The 15,089-nt window shown below is 64.5% G+C and carries 3 protein-coding genes, 1 tRNA gene and 3 rRNA genes; 6 read left to right on the forward strand and 1 reads right to left on the reverse strand.

What is annotated here, in order from left to right; all coding sequences use genetic code 11:
- Positions 1-404: 404 nt before the first annotated feature.
- The 5 genes from LGI35_RS31380 (at position 405) to LGI35_RS31400 (ending at position 6,514) form a co-directional block, all read left to right on the forward strand.
- Positions 405-1,932, forward strand: a 16S ribosomal RNA gene (locus LGI35_RS31380).
- 318 nt (positions 1,933-2,250) lie between these two features.
- A 23S ribosomal RNA gene (locus LGI35_RS31385) occupies positions 2,251-5,373 on the forward strand.
- 89 nt (positions 5,374-5,462) lie between these two features.
- Positions 5,463-5,579, forward strand: a 5S ribosomal RNA gene (gene rrf, locus LGI35_RS31390).
- Together the 16S, 23S and 5S rRNA genes form the textbook arrangement of a ribosomal RNA operon.
- Before the next feature lie 114 nt (positions 5,580-5,693).
- Positions 5,694-6,356: a DegT/DnrJ/EryC1/StrS family aminotransferase gene (locus tag LGI35_RS31395; RefSeq protein WP_227300603.1), complete on the forward strand. Its 663-nt coding sequence runs from the start codon at positions 5,694-5,696 to the stop codon at positions 6,354-6,356.
- Between the two features lie 85 nt (positions 6,357-6,441).
- A tRNA-Thr gene (locus tag LGI35_RS31400) sits at positions 6,442-6,514 on the forward strand.
- 52 nt (positions 6,515-6,566) lie between these two features.
- On the opposite strand, the gene LGI35_RS31405 is transcribed toward LGI35_RS31400, so the two are convergent.
- Positions 6,567-9,245: a SpoIIE family protein phosphatase gene (locus LGI35_RS31405; protein WP_227297630.1), complete on the reverse strand. Its 2,679-nt coding sequence runs from the start codon at positions 9,243-9,245 to the stop codon at positions 6,567-6,569.
- A 271-nt stretch (positions 9,246-9,516) separates the two neighbouring features.
- On the opposite strand from LGI35_RS31405, the gene LGI35_RS31410 reads away from it, so the two are divergent.
- Entirely contained in the window at positions 9,517-15,027 is a 5,511-nt protein-coding gene (locus LGI35_RS31410) for a HAMP domain-containing protein (protein WP_227297634.1), read from the forward strand.
- Positions 15,028-15,089: the final 62 nt, after the last annotated feature.

The raw sequence follows: 15,089 nt of genomic DNA on the forward strand, positions 1-15,089 counted from the left end.
AAATTCCGACTCAGAATCTCTGATAAAGTCGGAACCACCGGAAAGGGAAACGCGAAAAGCCGAAAGGCCGGAGCGGAAACCTGAAAGGCACCGAGGAAATCGGACACGAAAGAGTCTGATAGAGTCGGAAACGCAAGACCGAAGGGAAACTGCCCGGAGGAAAGCCTGAGAGAGTCTCTCGGGTGAGTACAAAGGAAGCGTCCGTTCCTTGAGAACTCAACAGCGTGCCAAAAGTCAACGCCAGATTGACAACCCCGGCCCACTTTGTGGGTTGGAGGTTCCTTTGAAAAAGTCCTCACTCCCACACCGGGGTGAGGCGCACTAGCGAGGACGCAGTGAATCGTGGGGATTATTCCTCCCGACGATTCCGCTCTCGTGGTGTTCACCGGGATATCCCGGAAACATTCACGGAGAGTTTGATCCTGGCTCAGGACGAACGCTGGCGGCGTGCTTAACACATGCAAGTCGAACGATGAAGCCCTTCGGGGTGGATTAGTGGCGAACGGGTGAGTAACACGTGGGCAATCTGCCCTGCACTCTGGGACAAGCCCTGGAAACGGGGTCTAATACCGGATAACACCCCCTCTCGCATGGGAGGGGGTTGAAAGCTCCGGCGGTGCAGGATGAGCCCGCGGCCTATCAGCTTGTTGGTGAGGTAGAAGCTCACCAAGGCGACGACGGGTAGCCGGCCTGAGAGGGCGACCGGCCACACTGGGACTGAGACACGGCCCAGACTCCTACGGGAGGCAGCAGTGGGGAATATTGCACAATGGGCGAAAGCCTGATGCAGCGACGCCGCGTGAGGGATGACGGCCTTCGGGTTGTAAACCTCTTTCAGCAGGGAAGAAGCGAAAGTGACGGTACCTGCAGAAGAAGCGCCGGCTAACTACGTGCCAGCAGCCGCGGTAATACGTAGGGCGCAAGCGTTGTCCGGAATTATTGGGCGTAAAGAGCTCGTAGGCGGCTTGTCACGTCGGTTGTGAAAGCCCGGGGCTTAACCCCGGGTCTGCAGTCGATACGGGCAGGCTAGAGTGTGGTAGGGGAGATCGGAATTCCTGGTGTAGCGGTGAAATGCGCAGATATCAGGAGGAACACCGGTGGCGAAGGCGGATCTCTGGGCCATTACTGACGCTGAGGAGCGAAAGCGTGGGGAGCGAACAGGATTAGATACCCTGGTAGTCCACGCCGTAAACGGTGGGAACTAGGTGTTGGCGACATTCCACGTCGTCGGTGCCGCAGCTAACGCATTAAGTTCCCCGCCTGGGGAGTACGGCCGCAAGGCTAAAACTCAAAGGAATTGACGGGGGCCCGCACAAGCAGCGGAGCATGTGGCTTAATTCGACGCAACGCGAAGAACCTTACCAAGGCTTGACATATACCGGAAAGCATCAGAGATGGTGCCCCCCTTGTGGTCGGTATACAGGTGGTGCATGGCTGTCGTCAGCTCGTGTCGTGAGATGTTGGGTTAAGTCCCGCAACGAGCGCAACCCTTGTTCTGTGTTGCCAGCATGCCCTTCGGGGTGATGGGGACTCACAGGAGACTGCCGGGGTCAACTCGGAGGAAGGTGGGGACGACGTCAAGTCATCATGCCCCTTATGTCTTGGGCTGCACACGTGCTACAATGGCAGGTACAATGAGCTGCGATGCCGCGAGGCGGAGCGAATCTCAAAAAGCCTGTCTCAGTTCGGATTGGGGTCTGCAACTCGACCCCATGAAGTCGGAGTTGCTAGTAATCGCAGATCAGCATTGCTGCGGTGAATACGTTCCCGGGCCTTGTACACACCGCCCGTCACGTCACGAAAGTCGGTAACACCCGAAGCCGGTGGCCCAACCCCCTTGTGGGGAGGGAGCTGTCGAAGGTGGGACTGGCGATTGGGACGAAGTCGTAACAAGGTAGCCGTACCGGAAGGTGCGGCTGGATCACCTCCTTTCTAAGGAGCACTTTGGCTGCCAGGTTTCACCTGGTGGTCCAAGAGCCATTTCGTCGGCAAATGTCCGACGGTGGTTGCTCAAGGGTGGAACGTTGACTATTCGACCGGGTTCTCGGGTCGGAGGCTGTGAGTACTGCTCTTCGGAGCGTGGAAAGCATGATCTCCGGGCGGAAGCGGGTCGGGCACGCTGTTGGGTGTCTGAAGGTACGGCCGATTGGTCGCCTTCAGTGCCGACCCCAGTGCACTCGAATCTGCTGGTTCGGGGTGATGGGTGGTTGGTCGTTGTTTGAGAACTGCACAGTGGACGCGAGCATCTGTGGCCAAGTTTTTAAGGGCGCACGGTGGATGCCTTGGCACCAGGAACCGATGAAGGACGTGGGAGGCCACGATAGTCCCCGGGGAGCCGTCAACCAGGCTTTGATCCGGGGGTTTCCGAATGGGGAAACCCGGCAGTCGTCATGGGCTGTCACCCATACCTGAACACATAGGGTATGTGGAGGGAACGCGGGGAAGTGAAACATCTCAGTACCCGCAGGAAGAGAAAACAACCGTGATTCCGGGAGTAGTGGCGAGCGAAACTGGATGAGGCCAAACCATATGCGTGTGATACCCGGCAGGGGTTGCGCATGTGGGGTTGTGGGATCTCTCTTTCACAGTCTGCCGGCTGTGAGACGAGTCAGAAACCGTTGATGTAGGCGAAGGACATGCGAAAGGTCCGGCGTAGAGGGTAAGACCCCCGTAGTCGAAACATCAGCGGCTCGTTTGAGAGACACCCAAGTAGCACGGGGCCCGAGAAATCCCGTGTGAATCTGGCGGGACCACCCGCTAAGCCTAAATATTCCCTGGTGACCGATAGCGGATAGTACCGTGAGGGAATGGTGAAAAGTACCGCGGGAGCGGAGTGAAATAGTACCTGAAACCGTGTGCCTACAAGCCGTGGGAGCGTCGCGCAAGGAACTTGTTCCTTGCGTCGTGACTGCGTGCCTTTTGAAGAATGAGCCTGCGAGTTTGCGGTGCGTTGCGAGGTTAACCCGTGTGGGGAAGCCGTAGCGAAAGCGAGTCCGAATAGGGCGATTCAGTAGCGCGCTCAAGACCCGAAGCGGAGTGATCTAGCCATGGGCAGGTTGAAGCGGAGGTAAGACTTCGTGGAGGACCGAACCCACCAGGGTTGAAAACCTGGGGGATGACCTGTGGTTAGGGGTGAAAGGCCAATCAAACTCCGTGATAGCTGGTTCTCCCCGAAATGCATTTAGGTGCAGCGTCGTGTGTTTCTTGCCGGAGGTAGAGCACTGGATAGGCGATGGGCCCTACCGGGTTACTGACCTTAGCCAAACTCCGAATGCCGGTAAGTGAGAGCACGGCAGTGAGACTGTGGGGGATAAGCTCCATGGTCGAGAGGGAAACAGCCCAGAGCATCGACTAAGGCCCCTAAGCGTACGCTAAGTGGGAAAGGATGTGGAGTCGCACAGACAACCAGGAGGTTGGCTTAGAAGCAGCCACCCTTGAAAGAGTGCGTAATAGCTCACTGGTCTAGTGATTCCGCGCCGACAATGTAGCGGGGCTCAAGCGTACCGCCGAAGTCGTGTCATTCCAGCATATAGGGCCAACGCCCGCTGGGATGGGTAGGGGAGCGTCGTGTGCCGGGTGAAGCAGCCGCGGAAGCGAGTTGTGGACGGTTCACGAGTGAGAATGCAGGCATGAGTAGCGATACACACGTGAGAAACGTGTGCGCCGATTGACTAAGGGTTCCTGGGTCAAGCTGATCTGCCCAGGGTAAGTCGGGACCTAAGGCGAGGCCGACAGGCGTAGTCGATGGATAACCGGTTGATATTCCGGTACCCGCTGTGAAGCGTCAAACATTGAATCAGGCGATGCTAAGTCCGTGAAGCCGTTCCGGACCCTTCGGGGAAAGGAAAGTGGTGGAGCCGACGGACCAGACTTGTAGTAGGTGAGTGATGGGGTGACGCAGGAAGGTAGTCCAGCCCGGGCGGTGGTTGTCCCGGGGTAAGGGTGTAGGCCGTGTGATAGGTAAATCCGTCACACATAAGGCTGAGACCTGATGCCGAGCCGATTGTGGTGAAGTGGATGATCCTATGCTGTCGAGAAAAGCCTCTAGCGAGTTTCATGGCGGCCCGTACCCTAAACCGACTCAGGTGGTCAGGTAGAGAATACCGAGGCGTTCGGGTGAACTATGGTTAAGGAACTCGGCAAAATGCCCCCGTAACTTCGGGAGAAGGGGGGCCATCACTGGTGAGAGGACTTGCTCCTCGAGCTGGGGGTGGCCGCAGAGACCAGCGAGAAGCGACTGTTTACTAAAAACACAGGTCCGTGCGAAGCCGTAAGGCGATGTATACGGACTGACGCCTGCCCGGTGCTGGAACGTTAAGGGGACCGGTTAGTGCACTTTCGGGTGTGCGAAGCTGAGAACTTAAGCGCCAGTAAACGGCGGTGGTAACTATAACCATCCTAAGGTAGCGAAATTCCTTGTCGGGTAAGTTCCGACCTGCACGAATGGCGTAACGACTTCTCGACTGTCTCAACCATAGGCCCGGTGAAATTGCACTACGAGTAAAGATGCTCGTTTCGCGCAGCAGGACGGAAAGACCCCGGGACCTTTACTACAGTTTGATATTGGTGTTCGGTTCGGCTTGTGTAGGATAGGTGGGAGACTTTGAACTCTGGACGCCAGTTCAGGGGGAGTCGTCGTTGAAATACCACTCTGGTCGTGCTGGATGTCTAACCTGGGTCCGTGATCCGGATCAGGGACAGTGTCTGATGGGTAGTTTAACTGGGGCGGTTGCCTCCTAAAGAGTAACGGAGGCGCCCAAAGGTTCCCTCAGCCTGGTTGGTAATCAGGTGTTGAGTGTAAGTGCACAAGGGAGCTTGACTGTGAGACCGACGGGTCGAGCAGGGACGAAAGTCGGGACTAGTGATCCGGCGGTGGCTTGTGGAAGCGCCGTCGCTCAACGGATAAAAGGTACCCCGGGGATAACAGGCTGATCTTCCCCAAGAGTCCATATCGACGGGATGGTTTGGCACCTCGATGTCGGCTCGTCGCATCCTGGGGCTGGAGTCGGTCCCAAGGGTTGGGCTGTTCGCCCATTAAAGCGGTACGCGAGCTGGGTTTAGAACGTCGTGAGACAGTTCGGTCCCTATCCGCTGTGCGCGTAGGAATATTGAGAAGGGCTGTCCCTAGTACGAGAGGACCGGGACGGACGAACCTCTGGTGTGCCAGTTGTCCTGCCAAGGGCATGGCTGGTTGGCTACGTTCGGAAAGGATAACCGCTGAAAGCATCTAAGCGGGAAGCCTGCTTCGAGATGAGTATTCCCACCCCCTTGAGGGGTTAAGGCTCCCAGTAGACGACTGGGTTGATAGGCCAGATCTGGAAGCCCGGTAACGGGTGGAGGTGACTGGTACTAATAGGCCGAGGGCTTGTCCTCAGTTGCTCGCGTCCACTGTGTTGGTTCTGAAACCACGAACAACCCCACGTTTGTCACAGAGCGTGGTGCGGTTGACAGTTTCATAGTGTTTCGGTGGTCATAGCGTGAGGGAAACGCCCGGTTACATTCCGAACCCGGAAGCTAAGCCTCACAGCGCCGATGGTACTGCAGGGGGGACCCTGTGGGAGAGTAGGACGCCGCCGAACTCCTTTTATAGAGCTGGTCCCTGAACTTCGGTTCAGGGACCAGCTCTTTTTTGTTTTGCGTCACTTGTCGTTCACGTTGCGCGGCCAACATCCCGTGTCATGGGGACAGTTGGAATGCTGAGGGCCGCCGGTATCGGAACCGGTGACGAGGTCATCGTGCCCGCCTACGGGAACGTCGAGGTCGCGGAGGCCGTCGAACTGGCCGGTGCCAGGCCGGTGTTCGCGGACATAGACCCGGACACTTACTGCCTCGCGCCCGCCTCCGTCGAGGCCGGCGTCGGCGCGCACACCGCGGCGATCATCGCCGTTCACCGATTCGGGCAGCCGGCCGATGTGGCGCGGCTCCGTGAGATCGGTGGGCAGCGTGGGCTGCTCGTCCTGGAGCAGGGCGAGTCGGAGCAGCCGCACGACGGGCTCGCCGAGCGGCGGGCGCACGCCGGCTATCTGAACGCGCGGCTCAGTGGCGTACGGACGCCCGCCGGGAGCGAGCGGCACACCTATCAGCAGTACGTCGTCCGGGTGCCCGGCAACGGGCGGCCCGACCGGGACGCCTTCGCACATGCCATACGGGCCCGGGGAATTGACTGCCGCGTGCCGGTGAAGACGCCCGTGCACCGGCTGCCGCAGTTCCGGCGTGACGTCGCGCTGCCGGAGACGGAGCGGGCCGCCGACGAGACGCTGGCGCTGCCCGTCAGTGCCACGCTGTCGCGACGCGAGCTCCACAAGGTCGTCTCCGCGTGCAATGCGCTCGGTGGGCTGCTGCAGCCCGCTTTCTGACGCGCGGGCGGGGCGGTTCGAACCGAGCTGAAGTTCGGGTATGCTTAATTCCGTTGCTGCGGGGGAAACCCCGGGAAAGCAACAGGCCCCTATAGCTCAGTCGGTAGAGCGTCTCCATGGTAAGGAGAAGGTCAGCGGTTCGATTCCGCTTGGGGGCTCAGACATAAAGGCCTCCGCCCTTTCGGGCGGAGGCCTTTTGCGTTGGGGATGTCAGTCCTTCTGGAGTTCCGGGACGCGCATGGTCAGGATGGCCATGTCGTCCGACGGGGCGTCAGACGCGAAACGCTCGACCGCGCGCATGATGCGGGCCGCCACCGCGCCGGCCGTCAGACCCGTACAGGTCGTCAGGACGTCCGCCAGGCCGTCGTCGCCCAGCATGCGGGTGCCTTCGCGGCGTTCGGTGATGCCGTCCGTGACACAGAGGAGGACATCGCCCGGGTCGAGCGTCATCGTCTGCTCATAGAGCTCCAGGTCCTCCATGACGCCGAGGAGCGGCTGCGGCTCCGCGTACGGCTCGACCGTGCCGTCCTGGCGCAGGCGCAGGGGGAGCGGGTGGCCGGCGCAGACCATCTTCAGGACCGCCGAGCCGTCCTCCTGTGGCCACAACTCGCCGTAGAGGAGGGTCAGGAAGCGGCTTCGGGCGCCCTCGTCGAGGATCGCGGCGTTCAGGCGCTCCAGGACCGCCGGGCCGCCGAAGCCCTCGCGGGCCAGGAGGCGCAGGGCGTGCCGGGCCAGGCCGGTGACCGCCGCGGCCTCCGGTCCCGTGCCGCAGACGTCGCCGATGGCGAAGCCGTAGGCGCCGTCGCGGATCGGGAAGAGGTCGTAGAAGTCGCCGCCCACCTCGTTTCCCTCGCCGGCCGCGCGGTAGATGACCTCGACCTCGACGCCCGGGATGTGCGGGAGCTCCGGTGGGAGCAGGCTTCGCTGGAGGGACTGGCTGATGGCCATGCGCTCCGAGTACAGGCGCGCGTTGTCCAGGGCGAGCGCGGCTCGGCGGCTCAAGTCCTCGGCCAGTTCCAGGATTTCCTGGCGGAAGTGCTCGTCGGACGGCTTGCCGAGGGTGAGCATGCCGATGACGCGGTTGCGGGCGACCAGGGGGAGAACGACCGTCTCGCCACCGACCGCGGAGGCCGTGGCGAGGGTCGTGCCGATGCCCGAGCTGACGCTCGCCGGTGCGCCGAGGCCGAGGCTGCGCTTGGACGTCCGCAGAGCCGCCTGGTGGGCCGCTTCGGCGGGTGCCGCCCAGACGCGGGCTCCGGGGGTGGGGACGGGGTCGGGCGGGGCGATCTTGGAGAGGAGCGCCTTGAGGCCGTCGATGCGCTCCTCGTCCTCGTGCAGCACGTACGAGAGGTAGGGCTCCGAGGACTGGTCGGCGATCGTGTAGACGGCGCACCAGGTGGCGAGCGTCGGGACCGTCATCTGGGCCATGAGCGCCAGGGTCTGGTCGCGGTCGAGGGTGCCGGCGAGGAGGTCGGATGCCTCGACGAGGAAGCTGAGGGAGCCGCGGCGGAGCTTTTCGAGCTCGCCGAGGCGGGCCGACTCGACGGCCAGGGCGATGCGGTCGGCGGCGAACTGGAGGCGGAGGGCTTCCTCGTTCGAGTAGCGGTCGGGTGCTTCGGCCGCGACGCCGAGGGAGCCGGTGAGACGGCCCTCGACCTTGAGCGGGACCGTGACGACCGAGCGCATGCCCGTGCCGTTGAGGAGCGGGACGGCGCCGGGGACGACCGTGAGGTCCTCGTGGACGGCCGGCATGCGGGCCGAGCCGTAGCGGCCGGGGCCCACCTCCACGGGGACGCGGGCGAAGCGCTGACGGGCCGACGGAAGGCCCGTGGAGGCGCGGACCTCCAGCTCGGTCTCGTCGTCGGTCGCGAGGAGTAGGAAGGCGGAGTCGCCGTCGAGCATGTCGCGGGCGCGTTCGACCGTGCGCTGGAGCAGGCCGTCGAGGTCGTCAGGGGCGGGTGAGCCGATGAATACCTGGAACGGGTCGGACGCGTTGCCCTCGGACAGCGTGCCGCTCTCCGAGGTGGTCTGGCCGCGCAGCGGGGTCTGGAGGACGGCGCGCTCGTGGTCGCGTACGAGGAGGCAGACCGTGGAGGGATCGCCGCCGGCGTCGCGGACGCGCAGGTGGGAGGCGTAGACGGGCGTCACGCGGCCATTGGCGCCGCGGATGCCGTAGCTGCCCTCCCAGCGCGAGAACTGCAGCGCGTCGGCGATTCCCGTGCTCGTGCCAGGAGTGTGCGGCCAGGCTGCGAAGTCGGTGAGGGGTTTACCGATGACCTGTTCGGCGACGTATCCGAAGAGGTGTTCCGCGTCCTCGCTCCAGGCGGCGACGGCTCCGGTGCGGTCGATCTGGACGACGGCGACCCGCACTCTGCCGTCGGCCAGCGGGAGGAGGTCCGTGGGGAGCGCGGGGCCCGCGGTGCGGGTGCCCACCGAGCGCTGGGGAAGGGCGAGTTGGAACCAGACGAGTTTGTGCGTCGGCGTGTAGTCGACGCCCCAGCGGGTGGCGATGGCCGCGCAGAGCTGGAGGCCGCGGCCGCCCTCCCGGTCGGGGTTGCCCATGTTGATCGCGGACTGCTGGAGCGGGATCTCGCGCTCCGGATAGCGGTCGGCGACCTCGACGCGTACGCCGTCCTCGGTGCGCAGGCACAGGACCTCGGCGGAGGTACCGGCGTGCACGACGGCGTTCGTCACGAGTTCACTGGTGAGGACGACCGCGTCGTCGATGATGTCGGGGAAGCCCCACCCCTGGAGGGTGTCGCGCACAAAGGCGCGGGCGGTCGCGACGGACCGCCCGACGGGGTCGAAGGTGGCAGCCGCGCGCGCGGTGATCACAGAACTCCCTGTATCAGTCGTACAAGTCTCGACGCCCATGTCTCCCGAACTCATGGCGCGGCCGCCCCCTCCGGTGCCCGTCGTCCTCGTGCCACCGCCCTGGCCGGGCGGACCGGGGTGGGTGGACAGCCGCATGCAAGGTTACTTACCTTCGCCGTCCATACGGATGCCGGTCGCCTGTGTTTCCGTCCGGAGGGTGTGCGGACGGTGTGCGAAGCTGCCGAACTGTTATGGCCTGGTTCAGCCATGGTGAAACACTGGGCAGGCTTCCGAAGAGAACCCGAGCAATCCGAGCAGTACGGCCGACCCTTGCGGGAGGGACACAGTGGAGTCTGGCGCAGCGTCGCGAGGCACGAATACGCGCGCAAAGGGCGGACAGTCCCTGGCGAAACAGCGTAAACCGCGCAATGGGACCACAGCGGTGGACACCGCTGCCCTGAACAGACTGCTCGCCGGTCTTGTGGCGATGCGGGACGGCAACTTCCGCAAGCGCCTCACGGTGTCGGGCGACGGCCTCATGGCCGAGATCGCGGCGGTCTTCAACGAGGTCGCGGACCGGAATCTGCACCTCACCGGCGAGCTGTCGCGGGTGCGGCGGATGGTCGGGCGGGAGGGAAAGCTCACCGAGCGGCTGGAGACGGGCGCCTGTGAGGGCTCCTGGGCTGCGGCGATCAATGCCTCGAACGCCCTGGTGGACGACCTCGTACGCCCGGTCTCCGAGGTCGGACGGGTGCTCACGGCGGTCGCGGAGGGCGATCTGTCGCCGCGCATGGAGCTGCGTTCGCAGGTGCCGGACGGCAACGGTCATCCTCTGCGGGGCGAGTTCCTCAAGGTCGGGCGCACCGTCAACAACCTGGTGGACCAGCTGTCGACGTTCACCGACGAGGTCACGCGGGTGGCCAGTGAGGTGGGCACCGAGGGCAAGCTGGGCGGTCAGGCCCGGGTGCGCGGTATGTCCGGTTCGTGGAAGGATCTCACGGATTCGGTCAACACCATGGCGTACCGGCTGACCGCTCAGGTGCGTGACATTGCTCTCGTGACGACCGCGGTGGCCAAGGGTGATCTGTCCCGGAAGGTCACGGTTCACGTCGCGGGCGAGATGCTCGAGCTGAAGAACACCGTCAACACGATGGTGGACCAGCTGTCGTCCTTCTCCTCCGAGGTGACCCGCGTGGCCCGCGAGGTCGGCACGGAGGGCGAGCTCGGCGGCCAGGCGCAGGTGCCTGGTGTGGCGGGTGTGTGGAAGGACCTCACCGATTCCGTAAATCTTATGGCCGGCAACCTGACGGCCCAGGTGCGCGGGATCGCGCAGGTCACGACGGCGGTCGCCAACGGTGATCTGTCGCAGAAGGTGACGGTGTCGGCACGCGGCGAGGTCGCCCAACTCGCCGAGACCATCAATCAGATGACCGAGACGCTGCGCACGTTCGCCGACGAGGTCACGCGTGTGGCCAACGAGGTCGGTGCCGAAGGGCAGCTCGGCGGGCAGGCGAACGTGCCGGGTGCGGCCGGGACGTGGAAGGACCTCACCGATTCGGTGAACACGGTCTTCCGGAACCTGACCACGCAGGTGCGCGACATCGCGACCGTCACGACGGCGGTGGCGAACGGTGATCTCTCGCAGAAGGTGACCGTCGACGTCGCCGGCGAGATGCTCGAGTTGAAGAACACCGTCAACACGATGGTGGACCAGCTGTCCGCGTTCGGCTCCGAAGTCACCCGCGTGGCGCGGGAGATCGGTGTCGAGGGTGAGCTGGGCGGCCAGGCGCATGTGCAGGGCGCGGCCGGTACGTGGAAGGACCTGACGGACTCCGTCAACACGGCCTTCCGCAACCTGACGGGCCAGGTCCGCAACATCGCGCAGGTGACGACGGCGGTGGCCAACGGCGACCTGTCGCAGAAGGTCACCGTGGACGTGTCCGGCGAGATGCTCCAGCTGAAGAACACCGTGAACACGATGGTGGACCAGCTGTCCTCCTTCGCCGACCAGGTGACGCGCATGGCGCGTGACGTGGGCACGGAGGGCCGGCTCGGCGGTCAGGCGCGGGTCGACGGCGTGTCCGGCACCTGGAAGGAACTCACCGACTCCGTCAACTTCATGGCGGGGAACCTGACTTCGCAGGTGCGCCAGATCGCGCAGGTGACCACGGCGGTGGCGCGCGGTGACCTGTCGCAGAAGATCGACGTGGACGCGCGCGGCGAGATCCTCGAACTCAAGAACACCATCAACACGATGGTCGACCAGCTCTCCGCGTTCGCCGACCAGGTGACGCGGGTGGCCCGCGAGGTGGGTACGGAAGGCCGGCTCGGCGGTCAGGCGCAGGTGCCCGGCGTCGCCGGTGTGTGGCGCGACCTGACCGACTCCGTGAACGGCATGGCCGGCAACCTCACCGCCCAGGTGCGCAACATCGCGCAGGTCGCCACGGCGGTGGCACGGGGTGACCTGTCGCAGAAGATCGACGTGGACGCGCGCGGCGAGATCCTGGAGCTGAAGAACACCCTCAACACGATGGTGGACCAGCTCTCGAACTTCGCCGAGCAGGTCACGCGGGTCTCCCGCGAGGTGGGTACGGAGGGCATCCTCGGCGGCCAGGCCGAGGTCCAGGGCGTCTCCGGCACCTGGAAGGACCTCACGCAGTCCGTGAACGGCATGGCCAACAACCTGACCCTTCAGGTGCGCAACATCGCCGAGGTCACCACGGCAGTCGCCCGCGGCGACCTGTCCAAGAAGATCACCGTCGACGCGAAGGGCGAGATCCTCGAACTCGTCACGACCGTGAACACGATGGTGGACCAGCTGTCGTCGTTCGCCGAGCAGGTGACCCGCGTGGCCCGCGAGGTGGGTACGGAGGGCCAGCTGGGCGGCCAGGCGCGCGTGCGGGGCGTCACGGGCATCTGGAAGGACCTCAGCGACAACGTCAACCTGATGGCCAACAACCTGACCAGCCAGGTGCGCAACATCTCGCAGGTCGCGGCGGCCGTCGCCAACGGCGACCTCACCAAGAAGGTCACCGTCGAGGCGCGCGGAGAGGTCGCGCAGCTCGCCGACACGGTCAACACCATGGTGACGACGCTGAGTTCGTTCGCCGACCAGGTGACCCGCGTGGCCCGCGAGGTGGGCACCGACGGCATCCTCGGCGGGCAGGCCCGCGTACCGGGAGTCTCCGGTACGTGGAAGGACCTCACCGAGTCCGTGAACGGCATGGCGTCGAACCTCACCGGACAGGTCCGCAACATCGCGATGGTCACGACCGCCATCGCCAAGGGCGACCTGACCAAGAAGATCGACATCGACGCCCGGGGCGAGATCCTCGAACTCAAGACGACCATCAACACGATGGTCGACCAGTTGTCCTCGTTCGCCGAGCAGGTGACCCGGGTCGCCCGTGAGGTGGGTACGGAGGGCCAGCTGGGCGGCCAGGCCCGCGTGCGCGACGTCGACGGCACCTGGCGCGACCTGACCGAGTCCGTGAACGAGATGGCCGGGAACCTGACCCGTCAGGTGCGCGCCATCGCGGCCGTCGCCACGGCGGTGACCCGCGGCGACCTGAACCTCAAGATCGACGTCGACGCGGCGGGCGAGATCCAGGTCCTCCAGGACAACATCAACAAGATGATCTCCAACCTGCGCGACACCACGATCGCCAACGAGGAGCAGGACTGGCTGAAGGGCAACCTGGCCCGTATCTCCGGCCTCATGCAGGGCCGCCGCGACCTGGAGGACGTGGCCTCGCTGATCATGAGCGAGCTGACGCCGGTCGTCTCCGCCCAGCACGGCGCGTTCTTCCTGGCGCTGCCGACGGACGAGGCCGAGGCCGGTTCCGCGCCCGAGGACGCGTACGAGCTGCGCATGCTCGGCAGTTACGGCTACTCGATGGGGTCCATGCCGACCTCGTTCCGGCCCGGTGAGACGCTCATCGGGACGGCGGCCCAGGAGAAGCGCGCGATCCTCGTGGAGAACGTGCCGCAGGGTTATCTGAAGATCGCTTCCGGGCTCGGGGAGGCGCCGCCCGCACACGTCATCGTGCTGCCGGTGCTCTTCGAGGGGACGGTCCTCGGTGTGATCGAACTGGCGACGTTCCAGCCGTTCACGCAGATCCAGAAGGACTTCCTGAACCAGATCGCCGAGATGATCGCGACGAGCGTGAACACCATCTCCGTCAACACGAAGACGGAGGTGCTGCTCAAGCAGTCGCAGGAGCTCACCGAGCAACTGCGCGAGCGGTCGGCGGAGTTGGAGAACCGGCAGAAGGCGCTCCAGGAGTCCAACGCGGAGCTGGAGGACAAGGCGGAGCTGCTCGCCCAGCAGAACCGCGACATCGAGGTCAAGAACACGGAGATCGAAGAGGCCAGGCAGGTCCTGGAGGAGCGCGCCGAGCAGCTCGCGGTCTCCATGCGGTACAAGTCCGAGTTCCTGGCGAACATGTCGCACGAGCTGCGTACGCCGCTCAACTCCCTGCTGATTCTGGCCAAGTTGCTCGCCGACAACGCGGACTCGAACCTGACCCCGAAGCAGGTCGAGTTCGCCGAGACGATCCATGGTGCCGGTTCCGACCTGCTCCAGTTGATCAACGACATCCTCGACCTGTCCAAGGTCGAGGCGGGCAAGATGGACGTGTCGCCGACCCGCATCGCTCTGGTGCAGCTCGTCGACTACGTGGAGGCCACCTTCCGCCCGCTGACCGCGGAGAAGGGCCTCGATTTCTCCGTACGGGTCTCGCCCGAACTGCCCGCGACGCTCCACACGGACGAACAGCGCCTGCTCCAGGTGCTGCGCAACCTGCTGTCCAACGCGGTGAAGTTCACCGACTCCGGAGCCGTCGAACTGGTCATCAGGCCGGCGGGCGCGGACGTGCCCGACGCCATCCGTGAGCAGCTCCTGGAGGCGGGCTCCCTGCGGGAGGCGGACGGCGACCTGATCGCCTTCTCCGTGACCGACACCGGTATCGGCATCGCGGCCAGCAAGATGCGGGTGATCTTCGAGGCGTTCAAGCAGGCCGACGGGACGACGAGCCGCAAGTACGGCGGTACGGGCCTCGGCCTGTCCATCAGCCGTGAGATCGCGCGGCTGCTCGGCGGTGAGATCCACGCGCAGAGCGAGCCCGGGCGTGGCTCCACGTTCACGCTGTACATGCCGCTGCACGCGAGCGAACTGCCGCCGCAGGGCTACCCGCAGCTCGCGCCCACCATCGAGCCGGGTATGCACGCAGTGCCGATGGAGGTCATGCCGCCCGAGGCGTCGATGCCGCCGGAGGTCAGGTCGTACCAGGACACCCAGCACGGTCCCGCCGCGCTCTTCAGGCGGCGCCGCAGGCAGGTGGCCGCGCCCGAACAGCGGCCGGCGCTGCCGGGACAGCCCGGGCAGCAGGTGCCGCCGGCGCCCGCGCAGGAGCGTGCCCAGGAGCAATGGGCGGGCACCGGTCAGGAAGGGGCGCCGCAGGAGCGACGCACGTTCCTCTTCGGTGGCGAGAAGGTGCTCATCGTCGACGACGACATCCGTAACGTCTTCGCGCTCACCAGCGTCCTGGAGCAGCACGGCCTGTCCGTGCTGTACGCCGAGAACGGCCGGGAGGGGATCGAGGTCCTCGAACAGCACGACGACGTGACGGTCGTCCTGATGGACATCATGATGCCGGAGATGGACGGCTACGCGACGACGACGGCGATCCGCAGGATGCCGCAGTTCGCCGGGCTGCCGATCATCGCGCTCACGGCGAAGGCCATGAAGGGCGACAGGGAGAAGGCCATCGAGTCCGGGGCCTCCGACTACGTCACGAAGCCGGTCGATCCGGATCATCTGCTGACGGTGATGGAGCAGTGGATGCGCGGGGAGTGACAGAGTAGGTGTGCGTTGCTGAGCAGTTGTTGACCGAGTGTGGCCGAAGCCGTGTAGAACTG

It is taken from the genome of Streptomyces longhuiensis, assembly GCF_020616555.1.
Taxonomy (GTDB): Bacteria; Actinomycetota; Actinomycetes; order Streptomycetales; family Streptomycetaceae; genus Streptomyces; species Streptomyces longhuiensis.

Coding starts and splice junctions, on each gene's coding strand:
- LGI35_RS31395 (WP_227300603.1), top strand. CDS start 5,694: ATGCTGAGGGCCGCCGGTATCGGAACCGGTGACGAGGTCATCGTGCCC.
- LGI35_RS31405 (WP_227297630.1), bottom strand. CDS start 9,245: ATGAGTTCGGGAGACATGGGCGTCGAGACTTGTACGACTGATACAGGG.